The 14933-nt window shown below is 44.6% G+C and carries 16 protein-coding genes and 1 tRNA gene; 10 read left to right on the top strand and 7 right to left on the bottom strand.

What is annotated here, in order from left to right:
- Window positions 1–292: 292 nt before the first annotated feature.
- The gene (locus QFZ81_RS24575) at window positions 293–610 is read right to left on the bottom strand and encodes a hypothetical protein (protein ID WP_307605201.1); all 318 of its coding nucleotides are present in this window, start codon (window positions 608–610) and stop codon (window positions 293–295) included.
- A 152-nt stretch (window positions 611–762) separates the two neighbouring features.
- Between QFZ81_RS24575 and QFZ81_RS24570 the strand changes: the two genes are divergently transcribed.
- On the top strand, window positions 763–1026 hold the full coding sequence (locus QFZ81_RS24570; RefSeq protein WP_373462602.1) for a hypothetical protein: 264 nt from the start codon (window positions 763–765) through the stop codon (window positions 1024–1026).
- Window positions 1016–1786: an adenosylcobinamide amidohydrolase gene (locus QFZ81_RS24565; RefSeq protein WP_307605199.1), complete on the top strand. Its 771-nt coding sequence runs from the start codon at window positions 1016–1018 to the stop codon at window positions 1784–1786. The genes QFZ81_RS24570 and QFZ81_RS24565 overlap by 11 nt, the downstream gene beginning before the upstream one ends.
- Before the next feature lie 73 nt (window positions 1787–1859).
- Here the strand turns inward: QFZ81_RS24565 and QFZ81_RS24560 are convergent, their stop codons facing one another.
- Complete coding sequence (locus tag QFZ81_RS24560) at window positions 1860–2039, bottom strand: hypothetical protein (protein WP_047685908.1); 180 nt, start codon at window positions 2037–2039, stop codon at window positions 1860–1862.
- A 149-nt stretch (window positions 2040–2188) separates the two neighbouring features.
- On the opposite strand from QFZ81_RS24560, the gene QFZ81_RS24555 reads away from it, so the two are divergent.
- Window positions 2189–2272 (top strand) — tRNA-Leu (locus QFZ81_RS24555).
- Between the two features lie 151 nt (window positions 2273–2423).
- Window positions 2424–3077 carry a Bax inhibitor-1/YccA family protein gene (locus QFZ81_RS24550; RefSeq protein WP_171691792.1) on the top strand — a complete coding sequence of 218 codons (654 nt, stop codon included), beginning with the start codon at window positions 2424–2426 and terminating at the stop codon, window positions 3075–3077.
- An 80-nt stretch (window positions 3078–3157) separates the two neighbouring features.
- Here the strand turns inward: QFZ81_RS24550 and QFZ81_RS24545 are convergent, their stop codons facing one another.
- Window positions 3158–3400 (bottom strand): hypothetical protein, encoded by a 243-nt coding sequence (locus QFZ81_RS24545; RefSeq protein WP_307605197.1) that lies wholly within the window; start codon window positions 3398–3400, stop codon window positions 3158–3160.
- Window positions 3401–3567: 167 nt separating this feature from the next.
- On the opposite strand from QFZ81_RS24545, the gene QFZ81_RS24540 reads away from it, so the two are divergent.
- From QFZ81_RS24540 to QFZ81_RS24530, 3 genes are all read left to right on the top strand, one after another.
- Window positions 3568–3849 carry a hypothetical protein gene (locus QFZ81_RS24540; RefSeq protein WP_307440671.1) on the top strand — a complete coding sequence of 94 codons (282 nt, stop codon included), beginning with the start codon at window positions 3568–3570 and terminating at the stop codon, window positions 3847–3849.
- Between the two features lie 79 nt (window positions 3850–3928).
- The gene (locus QFZ81_RS24535; RefSeq protein WP_307440674.1) at window positions 3929–4126 is read left to right on the top strand and encodes a YqzE family protein; all 198 of its coding nucleotides are present in this window, start codon (window positions 3929–3931) and stop codon (window positions 4124–4126) included.
- 125 nt (window positions 4127–4251) lie between these two features.
- Window positions 4252–4902, top strand: a complete 651-nt coding sequence (locus QFZ81_RS24530; RefSeq protein ID WP_307605195.1) for an SGNH/GDSL hydrolase family protein — start codon at window positions 4252–4254, stop codon at window positions 4900–4902.
- Between the two features lie 46 nt (window positions 4903–4948).
- On the opposite strand, the gene QFZ81_RS24525 is transcribed toward QFZ81_RS24530, so the two are convergent.
- The 3 genes from QFZ81_RS24525 to QFZ81_RS24515 all read right to left on the bottom strand — a co-directional run bounded on the left by QFZ81_RS24525 (window position 4949) and on the right by QFZ81_RS24515 (window position 8821).
- Complete coding sequence (locus tag QFZ81_RS24525; protein WP_307605193.1) at window positions 4949–5899, bottom strand: hypothetical protein; 951 nt, start codon at window positions 5897–5899, stop codon at window positions 4949–4951.
- A gap of 124 nt (window positions 5900–6023) precedes the next feature.
- The gene (locus QFZ81_RS24520; RefSeq protein WP_307440678.1) at window positions 6024–7034 is read right to left on the bottom strand and encodes a YqhG family protein; all 1011 of its coding nucleotides are present in this window, start codon (window positions 7032–7034) and stop codon (window positions 6024–6026) included.
- Window positions 7031–8821 carry a DEAD/DEAH box helicase gene (locus tag QFZ81_RS24515; protein WP_307440679.1) on the bottom strand — a complete coding sequence of 597 codons (1791 nt, stop codon included), beginning with the start codon at window positions 8819–8821 and terminating at the stop codon, window positions 7031–7033. The genes QFZ81_RS24520 and QFZ81_RS24515 overlap by 4 nt, the downstream gene beginning before the upstream one ends.
- 354 nt (window positions 8822–9175) lie before the next feature.
- On the opposite strand from QFZ81_RS24515, the gene QFZ81_RS24510 reads away from it, so the two are divergent.
- The gene (locus tag QFZ81_RS24510) at window positions 9176–10015 is read left to right on the top strand and encodes a lipoate--protein ligase family protein (RefSeq protein ID WP_307440682.1); all 840 of its coding nucleotides are present in this window, start codon (window positions 9176–9178) and stop codon (window positions 10013–10015) included.
- Window positions 10016–10116: 101 nt separating this feature from the next.
- Here the strand turns inward: QFZ81_RS24510 and dat are convergent, their stop codons facing one another.
- Window positions 10117–10947, bottom strand: coding sequence for a D-amino-acid transaminase (dat, locus tag QFZ81_RS24505; RefSeq protein ID WP_307440684.1), 831 nt, complete (start codon window positions 10945–10947; stop codon window positions 10117–10119).
- 393 nt (window positions 10948–11340) lie between these two features.
- Here dat and QFZ81_RS24500 point away from each other — a divergent pair, with 393 nt between their 5' ends.
- Both QFZ81_RS24500 and QFZ81_RS24495 read left to right on the top strand, forming a co-directional pair.
- The gene (locus QFZ81_RS24500; RefSeq protein WP_307440685.1) at window positions 11341–13965 is read left to right on the top strand and encodes an adenosylcobalamin-dependent ribonucleoside-diphosphate reductase; all 2625 of its coding nucleotides are present in this window, start codon (window positions 11341–11343) and stop codon (window positions 13963–13965) included.
- Between the two features lie 188 nt (window positions 13966–14153).
- Window positions 14154–14462, top strand: a complete 309-nt coding sequence (locus tag QFZ81_RS24495; protein ID WP_307440862.1) for a MerR family transcriptional regulator — start codon at window positions 14154–14156, stop codon at window positions 14460–14462.
- Window positions 14463–14933: the final 471 nt, after the last annotated feature.

The raw sequence follows: 14933 nt of genomic DNA, 5'->3' as shown, positions 1-14933 counted from the left end.
CTATGTAAAAAAGTCTAAGCGTAATAAAGGGTAATATAACCAAATAGACACCAATTTTTTTGGAAAAGTGACCTACTTTTGATTAGAGATCAACTGTTATGCTCACTGCCTAAAAAACAAATATCTAAATATTGTATTCAATTTATATTTTTCACATCGAAGGCTTTATCAGCTTTCGTGCAACGTTAGCGTTGAAATAAGAATCGACGCTCCTTCAAAGAACCAGAGGCAGTCATTTTCGGATTGAAGGGAAAAATGGAGTCAGACACATGCTTAGACTCAAGATTTAGACTTAGACTCCATTTTGTAAAATGTTCATGCTTTCAATATGCCTTTTCGTTTGTTCGGAACCAAGCTTGTGAAGGGTTCGATACACTTCAGTTAAATAATAATCGTATTCCTGATTGGCCTCATTGGCGTAATAGACTTTCCAAGGAAGCCATGAAGTTGCATAGCTGCCTTGTGAGGAGTTATCGGTTTCCTCGAAAAGCTCTTGAAGCTTATCAATTTCTTCTTCGGTTGCCGAGATCTCGAATTCGAAATTAAGTGCATCTTTGTCTTCCAGAACTTCCCCCGTGCCAACGTTGATGTAGTACGTTTTTTTATCCACTATAGAACCTCCCATGGAGTAAGTTTGCGATTTGCGTTAACTTTGTTTCGTCATTAGTTAAGTTAACCTCAGTAAAGCGGTTTTATGTAAAGTTTGAACTAAATGCGAATTGGTGTATGCTTAAGAAGTACATATGAAATGTTGGAGGTAAGATGATGATATCTGAAGAACAGCTTGATCAATATAGAGTTGAAAGCACATTATTGCGTGTTATTCGGGATGTCAGCCCAACGAATGATGTGCGTGGAAGTGTAGTTGCTTGGGATGATGAGAGTGTGTTAATTCGCAAGAAAAACCGCAAAGTAGTCAAGCTCGCACGCAATTATATCTATCAACCATACGAGAACGAAAGACCTCCTGAATTCATGCTTCCGCAGGATCCCATCGAACCAGATGGCGTTTCTGATGACGAATAAGGATTCATGGATAGAATCAATGGAGGTTCCTATCTCTGGGATTCGCATGGACTTGGTTAGTTCTCCCCAAGGTGCTTACTTGCAGATTTGCAGTGAACATCCGCTGCGAACGCTGAATTCTTCGCCATGGGGCGGTGGATTCGGCACGCATAAGGTGATGATGAATCGGCAAGTGGACAAGCTATATAATGAGGCTGATCCGCTTCGTGAGATGGATGAATTCATCCAGCGTGAGGGTTTGAATCCTCAAGAGACAGCAGGGATGCTAACCGCGGCGAAGGTAAAGGACGTTGGCTACAGCAGCGTTACCTGGGAAACGGGCGAAGACGATGATATCAGCGAATTCGGTCAGAAACTTGCGATGAAGCCAGAGCAGGAGTCACTTCATGTTTGCTCGTGGGTTACGGTGGGGCTGGGGAATAAAGCAAGAGCAGGAGCTGAGCTCCCTTCCGCTTCCCTTTACCCTGGAACAATTAACACAATTGTCGTTATCAACGGTTGCTTAACCGACGCAGCCATGGTTAATGCTGTCATTACGGCAACCGAGGCTAAAGCAGCGGCTCTTCAAGCATTAGGCATCCTCGTTGAGGGCCAGCCAGCGACAGGAACGACTACCGATGCCGTACTTATTGCTGCAACATGCCGAGGCCAGACCTATGGTTACGCGGGTACAGCGACCGCGCTTGGTTACTTGATCGGAAGAACGGTATACGAAGCCATCATACATTCAGGTCAATTATATGAACAAACGCCCTACTAATCCGTGTGGATAAGTAGGGCATGTTTAATTGGGCTGGGTCTACCATTTTCATAAATGATTCAAGCTTAGTTATTTATGTTCTACGGAAAACTCCGTAGGCAGCAGCAGTTGCTATCGCGCCTAGTCCAGATTCATCCTCATCTTCACTTTTGTAGTTAGGATCATGCACAATGGCTTCAGCTTCACCTTCTGTAAGATCCCTTTGGTTGCCTGTATATTTCGGTTCCAAGGCGTTGATTTCTTCCTCATTCATGAGTCATTCCTCCTTTGCGAATAGGGTTAGGAGTGAAGGGATGAATTATTCACGAATTGTAAAAAGTATCGTTGACTAGCTCTCATTTCCCGTGTTATATTAAGTTTTGTCGCAGCTATTATGACTTTATTCATAGAGCAGCCGCATACGCGATCATGGCGGAATTGGCAGACGCGCACGGTTCAGGTCCGTGTGGGCTTACCCCCGTGGAGGTTCGAGTCCTCTTGATCGCATACCAAGCAACAACCCTTTCAGATACGTCTGAAGGGGTTGTTTTGTTTTATGAAACGCTGTTCATCTTTTTCAATAATATAGCGACTTTCATGAAAACTAGGTATAATACATAGTATAGATTGTACATCATTACAAAGGGGCTGATGTTTCATGGATAGAACGATTACGGTTACGCATTCTGGAAGTTTTGCTCATGTGCTTCAAACGTTTGCTATTTCCCTGTTGGTTTCCTTCCTAGGGACATTGATCGGTGCAATTGTCGTTCCACCATCGATGATTATGCTTTTCATCATTGCTGAGGTAGTCATGTTGGTGGCAGCAATCATCATTCGTGTTCGCGGCAAACATATCGGCTACGGCTTTCTTTATGCATTTACTGCGATTTCAGGGGTTACTCTGTACCCAGTCATTATGGCGTATGGCGGTATGCTGGGGGCAAACGTCGTATCTGGCGCATTCTTCGCGACTGCAGCAATTTTCGGCGGACTTGCCTTCTATGCTCATCGTTCGCAGCGTGATTTCAGCTTTCTAGGCGGCTTCTTGTTTGCAGGAACGATTGGGCTCGTGCTCATGAGTGTGGTCGGTATGTTCGTTAACTTTGGTTCTGCGATGAACCTAGTATGGTCGATGATCGGCATCTTGATTTTCAGTGGTTGGGTTCTCTATGATGTGGCTCAATACCGAAACGGTGTATCCGCGGAAGAGGTTCCACTCGCAGCATTAAATATTTATCTCGATTTCATTAATCTCTTCTTGTATATCTTGAAGTTCTTAGCCTCAATTGTTGGATTAAACAGGGATTAAACAGATCGTCAGAAACACCAAAAAGCACTTTCGTATCTCACCGTAGGGTGGGAATCGAAGGTGCTTTTTTTAATTTTAAGCTATCTTAGGAGATCGAGCTTAGGCTTGACCTGAACTTGAACGGAATGAAAATAGGAAATATCTCCGCGGAAGCTTCGATTAATTTCGAGCAGGGTATGCAGGATTTGGATGAGTTCAGCATGTTTCAATCGAACGGTCGCTGTTTCCTCCTGCTCGGTTCTGATCAATTTGACCTCGAGTAGATGATTGGATTCATCCATTTGAATCTCTAGCTGCTCCGTTAGCAGCATCTGTTTCCACATACAAGCCAACACCTCTCTCTCTCTACTTGCTCTAGTGTATGCTTGGTTAACGTGAATAGAAGTGTAAGACTAAGCTATGATCAATGGATTTTAAAAGAAACAAGCACGATTTGCTTTTTCTGTTCATACAATTTAATGATCCTATAAGGGGAGAGAGGAGATGACCTATGGCGGCTTGCAGCACATGGACGTATAGAGGGATTTCGTCTTCGGTATTCAAAGCCTTACAACAAGTCGGCAGAAAGCAGGGCTTTACGATTCCTAATGCAGCACAAGGCAAGTTCATGATTACGGTGGTTGGCATGAATGTCGGATTTCAATATGCGTGGGATACCAACGCTCATACCTTGTTATTGCAGTGTGATAATAAACCGATGCTGTTAGGCTGCAGCACGATTAAATCTTTTGCAGACAAAATCATTGCGGAGAGTGGCGGCAAACTCGGTTAATACCCTATATCCACCTGTCTTTGGCTAGTTTAAGCTCCTGTCTCTGTGGTTAAAATAGGGATAGAAGGCAGGTGGACATATGGCAAAAAGCGATGATCTGGTTAAGTACATAACACAGCAAGTCGTTACGTATATAGAAACACCAAGGGAAGTTCGTCAGCAGGTCAAAGCCATAAGCAAGGAACAGCGGGAAAGCTGGCAAACACGCTGGTTCGGCATGCTGCCGCTGGCCACAAGGATGCTGATTGATCAGGCAAAACCCAAAAAGATAAAATAACAAAGCCTCTTCACCTATAATCGGGAGATACTTCATCCTGATGATTGGTGCGAGAGGTTTTTTTGTTTATATATCGAATATAGTCAGGACGAACGTACTACCAAAAATTGGGGGAAGAAGTCATAATGAAACTTGAAAAAAACAATAAGCTTGTCATGATTGGTGATTCCGTTACGGATTGCGAACGATCAAGACCGATTGGCGAAGGATTATTCGGAGCTTTAGGTAAAGGCTATGTTTCTATCGTGGACGGGCTGATCAATACAACGTATCCAGAGCTTCAAATTCGTACCGTCAATGTGGGTACCAGCGGCAATACGGTACTTGATCTCAAAGCCAGATGGCAAACGGATGTCATCGATTTGAAGCCAGACTGGTTATCTATCATGATCGGTATTAATGACGTATGGAGGCATTTTGACGTACCGCATCAAAAGGAAAAGCAAGTGGGCATTGAGACTTATGAAAAGACGTTAAGAGAGCTAGTCGAACAGACACGTCCTCTTGTCAAAGGTCTTGTAATGATGACACCCTTTTACATAGAGCCGAATCCGCAAGATGACATGCGTTCCAAAATGGATCAATACGGGGCAGTCGTGAAACAGATAGCCGAAGAAACGGGCTCCATTTTCGTGGATACGCAAGCTGCTTTCGAACCTGTTCTTCAGGCGTACTACCCTGCATACATCGCTTGGGATCGTGTACATCCGAACAACGTAGGACATACCATTTTAGCTAAAGCATTTCTTAATGCGATTGATTTTACTTGGAAGTAAGCAGAAAGCCTTAGACAACTGTGGATATAGCGGTCTAAGGCTTTTTTTATGGGAAAATATGTCCTAGCTTTAAAGCATTCTCCAGCAGTACGTAACGTGGTCCAACATGGTCTAAAGTCAGGTAGGAATCCCCATCTACCCATTGTTGATAACCCAGAATGGCGAGCGGCAGCGTGACTTGACCATCATAGAGCTCGGTGACATAGGTTAACTTAGCATGAGGGTTTAAAACCTTTTGAAGTTCACTTAGTTTGGTCACCGGAAGCGGTTTTCCCTGGACCCATGGGAGTCGATCATAAGGATCAAAGGCAGGATATAACGCCGTTTGAGCTTTGCTCGACAGATCGGTTGCTTCTGGCAAGTCCTCTTTTATCCTCGGGGTAGGGTCCTCTTTGAGCGGAAGCAGCTCTCCGGATTTGGCATCCAAATAGTACGTTTGGTCTTGAAAAATTATTTTCCACACAGCGGTTAATTGGTCCATGTAAAGTCGGTCTAAAATAATCGTTTCATTTTGAACAAAATCAGTGTAAGAAGTAGCAGTAGGAATGAGTTCCTGCTGTACCAGAGAACGATACAGCGTGGTCAAGCTGAATAGCGGATTGTTACCAGTTCCGTATTCGGTTAATCGGAAAGACCCGTTGTCAGTGGCATGTACGATCATGTAGCCAACATCCTGTCCATGATCGGTGAGGATAACCACCCAGCCATGTGTGCCTGGCCCGAGAGGATAACTGTTCCAGACTGCCGTCTGCCAGCTTTCAAACCCGGATTCTCGAGCGAGAGTTGTTCGCCAAGTGTTGATCGTAGCGGTCAAAGAGGATTCGCTCCGCAATTCTGGTAATGGCTTCGTCTCTATGTTACTAGCTATCGTTTCCCTTGCCGTCTGCGTATAGCTTGTCCGTTCTACGGAGTCGCCTGCAGAGGTTTGGAGCGGTATGAATAATAAACTGCCCACACTAATGAAGCAAGCCGCCGTCCATGTTGTCCACAGCTTCATCCTCGTTCACCTACCTATCGTTAACCTCTAGTGGTATGAACCTATTAACCTATTGTAATTCTTATGCCTTAAAAAGATTGTTAGAACCTGTAGTGTTAATTTTGCGATGTTTTAGCGACTGACGTCAGTTCCTGGGTGTTCGCCCAGCATTCAAATGAAACAATCCGCAATTGATGACAGATACGACAATACGAGGCTTGTGCTGCCAGTCGATTTCTTGCAGACGGTTGCGGCATTGCGTTTCGATTTCGTTTCTTTTGTCAGGCTCAGCGCTCAGCAGGAGACCGTTGTAATAAGCTTCCACACGATCAATTTCGCTGCGGTGCTGTTCGTTAGCTTCATCGGCCCAAGTATGATCATACGCACTGACTTTACGCTCGAGCATCATTTCAAGAAAATTAATGGCTTTCGGCAGTGAAATTGTATCAGGTAAAATATGACTATTCGCAGGAAGCTTCGGAGATAGGCTCTTGGTAAGCATATGTTTATGAAAATGTTCCCGAATTTCACCGCTATTCAGTTGTATCGCGAGTGAGTGAATCTCGCTTCGTTTGCGGTCGCAAGCAAGCTCTACCTTGTAATTCACGCAGAACCAGGTGTCATAGACAAGTGCGGCATGATAAGTAGCACTCATCGGGAATGGTTCCTCAAACAAATGTACGAAGCGTCCGCGTTCACGGACAATAGTGAACATTTGTTCCAGACGCCTACTGCCGAAGGTCACTTCGTCCTGCGGAAGCCGTTGGGAGATGACTGTCGTAGGTACGAAGCCGAAATAGCGGCCAAGAATGCTGTCTGAGTTTCCGTCAGGTGGCTGGGGAGCTAGTCCCTGGCCATGACCTTGGCTCTGGCTGGGCCCTCCCACGTTAGGTGGGCTTTTGACAGTTGTTGCGGTGGCCTTCGTTTTAGTCTCTAGCTTCATCTGCTCAGGATCGAAGATGAACTTATAGGTCATCGTTTCGGCTGCAGCCCCTGTACGTTCGACGAAGCTCCAATAGTAAGGGCGTCCTGTCATCTCTCTGTCTGCTTCAGGAGAGAGCTTTGCAGTGACGTAAGCTGGTGATTTCTCTAGAATTGTGCAGTTATAAGCTTCAAGAAAGCGCATGACGAACGTGTGAATGTTGCGTTTGTTCATGGCCTTACCTCGATGTTATGCGTACTGCCAACGGCATCAAGAATGCTTTGAAAGGCTGCTCCATATTGTGGGTTCTGTTCAATTTCCGATTTGACCTCAGTAAACGAATGACCTAGCTCATCGATCTTTCTGCGTATATCTTCGCTTGAACCTGCCTCCATGACCATGCGGAACAACGATGTTTCGAGTGAGCCTTTCTTTTCGATCTTCTCGAGAATGGTATCGAGTTGTCCGATAACCAGCTCAAACATATTGATTTTCTCATGCAGCAAAGAAAGAATATGCTCTTCAATCGTGTTTCTGGTTGAAAGGTTATAGATGTTGACATCATGCGTTTGTCCGAGTCGATGTACACGGCCAATTCGCTGTTCAACACGCATTGGGTTCCATGGCAAATCGAAATTAATCATGTTGTGGCAAAACTGTAGATTAATTCCCTCGCCGCCAGCTTCTGTTGCAACAAGAACTTGTACACGATTGCGGAATAAATCCATCATCCAATCTTTTTTACCGCGATTCATACCGCCTCTATAAGGGACAGCTGTTATTTTATGTTCCTTCAAATAATTGAGAAGATACTCTTGGGAGGCGCGGTATTCGGTGAAAATGATGACTTTATCATTAATATCTTGTACGAGCTTCATCGTGGTCTCTGCTTTGGTGTTTGCTTTGATACTGCGAATTAGCTCAACAAGCTCCCATATCTTGGCGCGTTGCGGTGAGTCTTCGGCTGTTTTCTTGAACAAATTGACGAGCGTAATGAATACGGCGTCCCGGGAACTGCAAACTTCGCGCTGGAGAGTGATAAGTGAAAGCATACTGCTGAGATCACCGGCGCTCTCTTGGTACCTGGTTCGAACGAAATTCGTTACCCCATCGTAGAGTGCCTGTTCATCATTCGAGAGTGTGAGAGGAATGTTCCTAACAACCCTTTTCGTATAATGAACACCGCCGTCGCCGCGACGATTACGAATCATAACCTTGGATAGCTCCTGTTGAAGCTGGCCCTCGTTTTTCGGTGTCCTTTTCCCAACCACATAATTGGTTTTGAAGCTGCTATGAATCCCAAGTTGACCTGGCTTGAGCAGGGTGATGAGATTGAAAAGCTCTTTCAGGTCGTTCTGCACCGGCGTGGCGGTGAGCAGTAGGCAATACTTTTTACGCAGCTCGTTCACGAAGGTGTAATTGGTCGTTTTCTTATTTTTGAGCTTGTGGGCCTCGTCGACAATCAACATGTCATATTCAAGACCCATGACAATTTCGCGATGCGGATCACGTTTGGCGGTGTCCATGGAGGCAACAATGACATCGCTTTGCTTCCACATATAGGCTTTTTTATGAGCAACAGCTGGAATGCCGAATTTGCTATTCAATTCCCGGACCCATTGCAGCACAAGAGAAGCGGGTACGAGGATGAGTGTTTTGCGGACCAAGCCGCGGATCATGTATTCTTTTAAAATCAAACCAGCCTCAATCGTTTTCCCAAGCCCAACCTCATCGGCCAAAATAGCCCGGCCACGCATCTCATTAAGCACACGTTTCGCCGTATCAATCTGATGAGCCATAGGTTCAAGCTGCCCTAAATGAACGAGGCACTGCATCTCGTCAAACGTCGAAATAAGCCCCGATTCTTCCGATTCGTAGGCTAGCTGGTACAGCGTCCAGTCGTCCCAAGGACCACCGCCGCGCACACGATTATCCAGCTCAGTAAACCAGTCCCTCTCAAAGTGCATATCAAGCTGATTATGAATGGGGCGAATGTTCTCTTGCTGTTCATGTTGACGCATCGATGTGCCCTCCTTAAGGTTTTGCGTAGCAAAACTGTCTTCGTAAGCGTGAGCTGAGTTCGTATAAAAATGACTTTGCAGGCATGAGCTGAGCTTTCATGAGATATTGAGAGTGAAACAGAACTGGGTTTCAGAGCCGGAAGTTGGCTCCAAGCTGACCAGTTTTACGTCGAATACGTGTTAGTATGTCCAGAAGAGGTGCTTTCATAACTTATCCATTGAAGTTGACGTGAAACTGTTTAGGATAAAAAGTCCACTAAGTGGCGCGCGACACTAACATCGTAAGTATGTACGATTTTATGATATGATATAGGTTGTCTTCGGATAGCAAAGTGGGAAAGGGTGCAGAAAGAGATGACGACATGGCGATTCATACATACAGGAGATCGTTCTCCTGCTGAAAATATGGCATTAGATGAAGCAATATTGACCGCCCACAGTGAAGGAATCGTTCCTCCAACGGTGCGTTTCTATGGATGGAATCCGGCAACGCTGTCGATCGGCTATTTCCAAAAGGCATCGGAAGTCGATCAGGAAGCAGTAGTAAGTGAGGGAATTGGCTTCGTACGGCGTCCAACCGGGGGGAGAGCGGTTCTACACGATAAGGAGTTGACGTATAGCATTATCGTTGCAGAGGACTATCCGGGCATTCCGCGTAATGTGACAGAAGCCTATCGCGTGCTGAGTGAGGGGCTTTTACAAGGATTTCGGGCGCTTGGACTAGGTGCAGAAATGGTGCAGCTTGCGAGTGATGAGGAGAAGGAGAAGTACGCATCCGCTGGATCAGCGGCTTGCTTCGATTCCCCCTCCTGGTATGAGCTGGTTGTTGAGGGACGCAAAGTCGCCGGCAGTGCGCAGGTTCGGCAAAAGAATGTCGTGCTGCAGCACGGCTCCATCCTGCTCGACATGGATACCGATCAACTATTCCGCATGCTGCGTTTCTCAAACGAGAAGGTTGCGGAACGGATGAAGATGAGCTTTTCGAAGAAAGCTGTGGCGATTAATGAGCTGCTTCGGGCGCAAGGGAAAGAGGCGGTGACGCTTAGTCAGGTGGAGGAAGCGTTTCGTCGTGAGATCGCGCTGGGGCTTGGTGTGGAGCTAGTAGAGGAATCATTGACACCTTATGAAATTGAGCTTTCTGAGCGGCTTGTGCGCGAGAAATATGGCACGGATGAGTGGAATTTGCGTCGTTAAGCGAAAGCGCGTGCGAAAGTGCAAAGAAGCACGAACCTTTCTAAGAAAGGTTCGTGCTTTTGTTTGTTTGGAGTTTTGTGACATCATATATCTATTGAACTTTATTGTACAAAAGTACGTTCAAACTCACTATGCAGACTGCGAGTAATCGGACCTGGCGCGCCGGTTCCAATTGCTTTGCCATCAATCTGTAAGATAGGCGTAATTTCCACGGTAGTTCCTGTGATAAAAGCTTCATCTGCCAGCATAAGCTGCTCCGTCGTAAAGGACTCTTCTTTAACTGTGATTTTTTGTGAGTGAGCTAGTCTCAAAACGACAGCCCGGGTGATACCATGAAGGATCAAATGGTTAGCTGGGTGCGTGTAAAGTACGCCATCTTTGATCATCATCAAGTTAGAAGCGCTGCATTCTGTAACAGTGCCGCTGCGATGCAGTACGACTTCTTGCACGCCGTGATCGAGCGCTGCTTGTTTGGCCATAATATTTGGGAGAAGATTAAGCGTTTTGAGATCACACCTCAGCCAGCGGATATCCTCTAAAGTGATTGCATTAATACCATTATGTATTGTAGCGATGGGTCTCCTTACCTCTGTGCAGTAGGCTAGCAGAATAGGCTCAACTTGAGCAGGGAATGGATGTGCTCTGGGAGCTTCGCCTCTGGTGATTTGCATATAAACAGTGCCTTCATTTAGACCATTCTTTTCAATAAGCTGCGTGAGAATATGACCGATTTTTTCAATTGAAAAAGGTAGTTCTATCCGCACATCACTTGCGGTTCTTTGGAGCCTCTGCATGTGAGCAGCTTGCTCGTAAATTTTCCCATGATACACACGGAATACCTCATATATCCCATCTCCAAAATAGTAACCACGATCATCCGGTGAAAGAAGAACGTCCTCCTTGTTGACGAACTCATTTTTAAAAAAATACATATCAACATCTCCTAAGTAAATCCTAGATTTCCATAAAATATCATCGAACAAATGTTCTGAAAAGTAATGAAATGTGTTATTATAAGTTATAGGTTAGCAGAGGAATTAGCGAACGTCAAAACGAGCTGTATAGCCTATCTCATCTTGCTTGGTTGAATGATTAAATATGGTTATTCTGGCCGCGAAAAAGAGAGAATTAGTAAGTAAGGATTAGCTAAAATGATTAAGGGTTGTCTTAATAACGAAATTTGGTTCTTTAGCTATTAGAAGATCAATATATAGTGAGGTATAATGAATTTCGCACACCACATATTGTAATTTTACATAAACTTCATAAAGTGACTTTTATTTTAGTTGTAGCTGAGTATGTAGCTTATTGGGAGGGAATTATGGATGGGGATTGTACAGTCTAATAAGAAGCTGGATGGATTAAGTGAGAAAATATTTTTGGATCGTTATGCACTCAAAAATGCGGATACAAGTGTTGCCAAGGTGGGCGATACTGTTCTCGTTTTGACGAAGGATGACCCTAAATTCCCAGCCAAAGAAGTTGGCGAAATTGTCAGCCGTAATGGCGATACTGTCAAAGTAAAAACACGAAGTGGTGAGACTGTTGAATCCGCAGTGGAAAAGCTCACTTTAAATATTGAGAAGACACCGGAAGAAATGTGGAACCGCTTGGCCGGTGCAATGGCATCCGTAGAAGCAACCCCTGAGAAACGAAAAGAATGGACAGATAAATTCAGATACATCCTTGATGATTGGAAGCTTGTACCAGGTGGACGAATCGCAGCAGGTGCGGATGCAAGTGATGAATTGACCCTATTTAACTGCTATGTTATTCCGTCTCCACACGATAGCAGAGGCGGAATTATGAGCACACTCTCTGAAATGACAGAAATTATGTCACGCGGCGGTGGAGTTGGTATCAACCTGTCTTCGCTTCGTCCACGCCGTTCCGTAGTGAAAGGTGTTAATGGTTCATCCAGCGGGGCTGTTTCTTGGGGAGGTCTGTTTAGCTATACAACAGGATTAATCGAACAAGGAGGCAGCCGTCGCGGAGCACTTATGCTCATGATCAACGACTGGCACCCTGATCTTGAGGATTTCATCACGGTGAAATCAACGATGGGTCAAATTACGAACGCGAATTTATCCGTTTGTGTAAGTAACGCATTTATGAAAGCCGTTAAAGAAGATCTTGAGTGGGAGCTTGTTTTCCCAGATACAACTGACCCTGAATACAACGATAAATGGGATGGGAACTTAGATGCTTGGAAAAAACTAGGTAAAGCCGTCAAGCCTTATCGTACTGTACGGGCACGTGAAGTTTGGCATACAATCATTGAGTCTGCTTGGAAATCAGCTGAGCCAGGTGTCGTATTCCTGGAATACTACAACCAAATGTCCAACAGCTGGTACTTTAATCCGATTATTTGTACGAATCCATGCGGGGAGCAGGGGCTTCCGGCTTGGGGTGTCTGCAACTTATCTGCTATTAATCTATCGAAGTTTTATGATGCGGAAAAGCATGACGTGGATTGGGCAGATTTGGCCAAAGTGGTCCGTTATTCGACTCGCTTTCTCGATAACGTTATCGATAAGACGCCTTATCATTTTGAAGAAAATCGTACGAATCAACAAGGCGAGCGCCGCGTAGGTTTAGGTACTATGGGCTTAGCAGAACTGATGATTAAATTGAAAATTCGGTATGGAAGTCCGGAATCCCTGGTGTTTTTGGACGAAATCTACGGTTTTATGGCTAGAGAAGCCTATCTGGCATCGGCTGAAATAGCTGGTGAAAAAGGGTCTTTCAAAGAATTTATTGAAGATAAGTTCCTTGAGAGCGGCTTTATGAAAAACATGACAAAAGTATTCCCTGAAATTGGCAAAGCGATTAAGCAAAATGGCATGCGAAATGTGACTGTGATTACCCAAGCACCTACTGGAAGTACGGGGACGATGGTGGGTACATCGACAGGCATTGAGCCTTACTTTGCTTTTGAATATTATCGTCAAAGCCGTCTTGGCTTTGATAAACAATATGTGCCGATCGCACAGGAGTGGAAAGATGCAAATCCAGGTCAAGAACTGCCTGACTACTTCGTAACCTCCATGACGTTGACTGCAGAAGATCATATCCGAGCGCAAGCTGCGATTCAAACATGGGTAGACAGCTCGATCTCAAAAACAGCGAATTGTCCTGCAGACTTCACCGTGGAAGAAACGAAACGCTTGTATGAATTGGCTTTTGATCTAGGTTGTAAGGGTGTAACCATCTACCGTGATGGTAGCCGTGATGTGCAAGTATTGAGTACTAGCGCAGATAAAAAGGAAGATAAGAAAGAAGAAACTGCACCTGTGGCTGTTGCCGCGGAAGCCGTGAAAGATGCAGATAGCTTTACTAATCTCTCAGGCAAGCTTGCTGTAGATGTGGATGCGAAGACAGAGCAAGTATTCGATAAACAATATAAACGCCGTCCACAAATTCTACGCGGTGCAACGTATAAAGTGAATACACCATTCGGGATGGCGTACATCACTATTAACGATATGAACGGTACGCCGAGTGAAATCTTCCTCAACGTAGGAAAAGCAGGATCCGACGTGTTTGCGATGTCTGAAGCACTCGGTCGTGTGTGCTCCTTGTTCTTGCGCTATGGGGATCATGGCGATAAAGTGAAGCTGCTCGTGAAGCACTTGAAAGGCATTGGCGGGTCTGGCGCCATTGGCTTCGGCAACAACCGAGTCGAGTCCATCGCGGACGCGGTAGCCAAAGCGCTCGAGCAGCACGACGAAGTGATGAACGAGCAAGACGACGCGCGGAACTACGTGACCGCGACGAGTGAAGTGCTGGATGCGCCAGCACCGGTAGTGGAAGTGGGGCACACGGGTCATGGCAGTAGCGAGGCTAACGCCGCGCCGAAGGACCTGTGCCCGTCGTGTGGATCGGCTTCGCTGGTGAACAGCGAAGGGTGCAAGAATTGTATCAACTGCGGGTATAGCAGGTGTTCTTAGGATTGAGCCAGGGCGGAAGCCCTGGTTTTTTGTGATTTTTCATAATTTATTGTAAATGTTTCAAAATTTATTGTAGTTTTTGTTTCAAAAAACCACTTATGCATTCTTCTACATAAAAATACAATTGTGTAAAAAAGGGAACAAAGGAGTTCGAAACCTATATAGTTGATAATTGGAAAGAGGGCTTAATGCCATATAATACTCTAACTAAAATATCTGGCAATAATACCAGCATTATTTTGACTGGGAGTCATGCTGCTAAAATTCTTAGAATGACATTAGCAGGTATTGTTTCTCTTATTGAAGATGGAGATCTTGAAGGGATTGTAAGTTTCACTAATAAGAATAAAACTGTATTAGTTAGAAGGGAATCCGTAGAGCGATATCAAAATAAAAGGGAAACTTATATGACTAAGGAGGAGATGATGAGATTTCTCCAAGTAAATCAGAAGGTTGCAGAGAGATTAATTTCTAGTCCCAAGGGGGACATAAGGTAATTGACACAGGCGGAGAGGGCTGTCACTTGGCAGCTTTATTCGCTTTAGAGGGAAGTTATGCTGCATGTTGACCACAACCTCAACCAGATATAGTCGGATGGGATCGCTCCACATCAAATGGAGTTCATGTTTGGATTAACGATTTAAAATCCATGTACTCAGAGGGTGCTTAAGCAGGGCTTTTGTACCCATTAAATAGATAGCAATTAACTAATTAAAATATATTGACTAATTTAATGTAAGTATATATTATAATAAATGTAAACTAGATTCCTGACACAATGTATCAATTAAAATAGTTGAGAGGTGAGGGTTTATAGGGGGACAAAGTTTGTTCGCGTTTAATACACAATATGTTTTTTTGTTATTAACTGAATGTCAAATATCTCAAAATAAAGATACTTAAATTAAAGATTTTTTTCACAAAAAACGAAAAGGAGCTAACAACCATGAAAAAATTTCTTACAGGAC

The sequence above is a fragment of the Paenibacillus sp. V4I9 genome, assembly GCF_030817295.1.
Classification (GTDB): Bacteria; Bacillota; Bacilli; order Paenibacillales; family NBRC-103111; genus Paenibacillus_E.
Note: the sequence above shows the minus strand (reverse complement) of the source record. Positions and strands in the feature narration are given on the sequence as shown.

Coding starts and splice junctions, on each gene's coding strand:
- QFZ81_RS24570 (WP_373462602.1), top strand. CDS start 763: ATGATGATATCTGAAGAACAGCTTGATCAATATAGAGTTGAAAGCACA.
- QFZ81_RS24565 (WP_307605199.1), top strand. CDS start 1,016: ATGACGAATAAGGATTCATGGATAGAATCAATGGAGGTTCCTATCTCT.
- QFZ81_RS24560 (WP_047685908.1), bottom strand. CDS start 2,039: ATGAATGAGGAAGAAATCAACGCCTTGGAACCGAAATATACAGGCAAC.
- QFZ81_RS24550 (WP_171691792.1), top strand. CDS start 2,424: ATGGATAGAACGATTACGGTTACGCATTCTGGAAGTTTTGCTCATGTG.
- QFZ81_RS24545 (WP_307605197.1), bottom strand. CDS start 3,400: ATGTGGAAACAGATGCTGCTAACGGAGCAGCTAGAGATTCAAATGGAT.
- QFZ81_RS24540 (WP_307440671.1), top strand. CDS start 3,568: ATGGCGGCTTGCAGCACATGGACGTATAGAGGGATTTCGTCTTCGGTA.
- QFZ81_RS24535 (WP_307440674.1), top strand. CDS start 3,929: ATGGCAAAAAGCGATGATCTGGTTAAGTACATAACACAGCAAGTCGTT.
- QFZ81_RS24530 (WP_307605195.1), top strand. CDS start 4,252: ATGAAACTTGAAAAAAACAATAAGCTTGTCATGATTGGTGATTCCGTT.
- QFZ81_RS24525 (WP_307605193.1), bottom strand. CDS start 5,899: ATGAAGCTGTGGACAACATGGACGGCGGCTTGCTTCATTAGTGTGGGC.
- QFZ81_RS24520 (WP_307440678.1), bottom strand. CDS start 7,034: ATGAACAAACGCAACATTCACACGTTCGTCATGCGCTTTCTTGAAGCT.
- QFZ81_RS24515 (WP_307440679.1), bottom strand. CDS start 8,821: ATGCGTCAACATGAACAGCAAGAGAACATTCGCCCCATTCATAATCAG.
- QFZ81_RS24510 (WP_307440682.1), top strand. CDS start 9,176: ATGACGACATGGCGATTCATACATACAGGAGATCGTTCTCCTGCTGAA.
- dat (WP_307440684.1), bottom strand. CDS start 10,947: ATGTATTTTTTTAAAAATGAGTTCGTCAACAAGGAGGACGTTCTTCTT.
- QFZ81_RS24500 (WP_307440685.1), top strand. CDS start 11,341: ATGGGGATTGTACAGTCTAATAAGAAGCTGGATGGATTAAGTGAGAAA.
- QFZ81_RS24495 (WP_307440862.1), top strand. CDS start 14,154: ATGCCATATAATACTCTAACTAAAATATCTGGCAATAATACCAGCATT.